Genomic DNA, 1,499 nt, shown 5'->3' on the forward strand with positions numbered 1-1,499 from the left:
CCGGCACCTTCCCCCCGAGGGGAGAAGGGAGGGGCGCCGCTTGGCCTGCCCCAAGACGTGAAAAAGCGCCGGGCGCCCGGAGCATTTCCGGCTGCGGCCGGCGCGGCTCTGGACGAAGCGGCGCCCATCTGCCACAAGCCGCGATGGGACGCGACTGCCGTTAGTCTAGAACGGGGTCGGGCTGTAGATTGACGTCACGCAGCTGCCGCGAGGACACGCCGGCCGTCCTGTCATTTCCCCTCCTGGCGCGAAGAGCCTGTCATTTCCCCTCCCGGTGCGAAGACCGGACGGTGGGCGCGGTCACACCCTGGGCCGTGCGCCGAGTTCGTCCGTGCCGTCGCCCGAGAGCAGGTCGGCGTCGGGCTGGCTCTGGCGCTCGTCGTCCACCTTCTTGAGCACCGCCTGGTCGACGCCGGTGTCGGTGACCGCGTCGTTCGCGGCGGGTCCCGGCTGCGCGGGCCCGGGCGCCGGCGCGGGCTTCTTGCCCGCAGCGGCTTTGCCGCCGGGCTCCGGGCGGGAGCCGGGCGTCACCTGAAGCGCGTCGCCGGCATCGAAGCGCAGCCGGTAGATCGGCTCGGGCAGCGCGAACCCCGCGGCCTCGAGCGCGGTCTTGACGGTGCGGATCGCCTCGGAGCGGGCCTTGACGAAATCGGTCTCGGCCTGGTTGATCCAGCCCGAGACGCCGATGATCACGGCGGAGTCGCCGAGCTTCTCGATCCAGGCGCCCGGCTCGGGCTTTGCCAGCACGAAGCCCAGGCCTTCCAGCGTATCCTGGCAGATCGTCAGCGCCTCGTGCAGCGGGCTCGCCGCGTCGATGCCGAGTTCGAAGGCGAAGCGCCGCTCGGGATTGCGGGTGTAGTTGACGATGGTGGCCTTGAACACGGTGGCGTTGGGGATGCGGATGTGGTTGCCGTCGACATCCATCAGGATGGTGGCGCGCGAGGTGAGCCGGATGACGAAGCCCTCCATGCCCTCGAGCGCGATGAAATCGCGCGGCTGGAACGGCTGGCGCACCGACAGGAGGATCGAGGCGATGTAATTCTCCACCGTGTCCTTGACGGCGAAGCCGATTGCGAGGCCGATGATGCCGACCGCGCCGATGATGGTGCCGAGCACGGCGGTGGCGCCCAGGATATCGAGCGCCACGACGGCGCCGAGCATCAGGAAGGCGAGCCACAGGCTCTGGCGCAACAGGTCGGCGATGAAGGCGTTGGGGGTGAGCCAGCTCCAGGGCTGGGTGCGGGTGGTGACGAACCAGCCCAGGAGCCCGATCACCAGCCAAACGAGGCCGGCCACCATCAGCAGCGGCAGATAATCGAGCGTCTGCTGAAGACGTCTTTCAAACCGGCCGATGACCGGCTTCAGCCGCTCGGTGACGGCGGTCTGTTCGGTGAGCCGGTTCTCGATGGCGACGACACCCGAGACGCGCGCGGCCAGTTCCTCCGCCCGGGCAGCGAGAACCGCCTCCTCCACCTGGCCCGTGAGCGTGACCACGCCGG

The 1,499-nt window shown here is 69.5% G+C and carries 1 protein-coding gene; it reads right to left on the reverse strand.

The window, feature by feature from the left end; translation table 11 throughout:
• Positions 1-300 precede the first annotated feature (300 nt).
• Positions 301-1,499 (reverse strand): mechanosensitive ion channel domain-containing protein (locus LL06_RS25935; RefSeq protein ID WP_035533942.1); only part of this gene is annotated, 1,199 nt, incomplete at its 5' end.

The sequence above is a fragment of the Hoeflea sp. BAL378 genome, assembly GCF_000759435.1.
Lineage (GTDB): Bacteria > Pseudomonadota > Alphaproteobacteria > Rhizobiales > Rhizobiaceae > Hoeflea.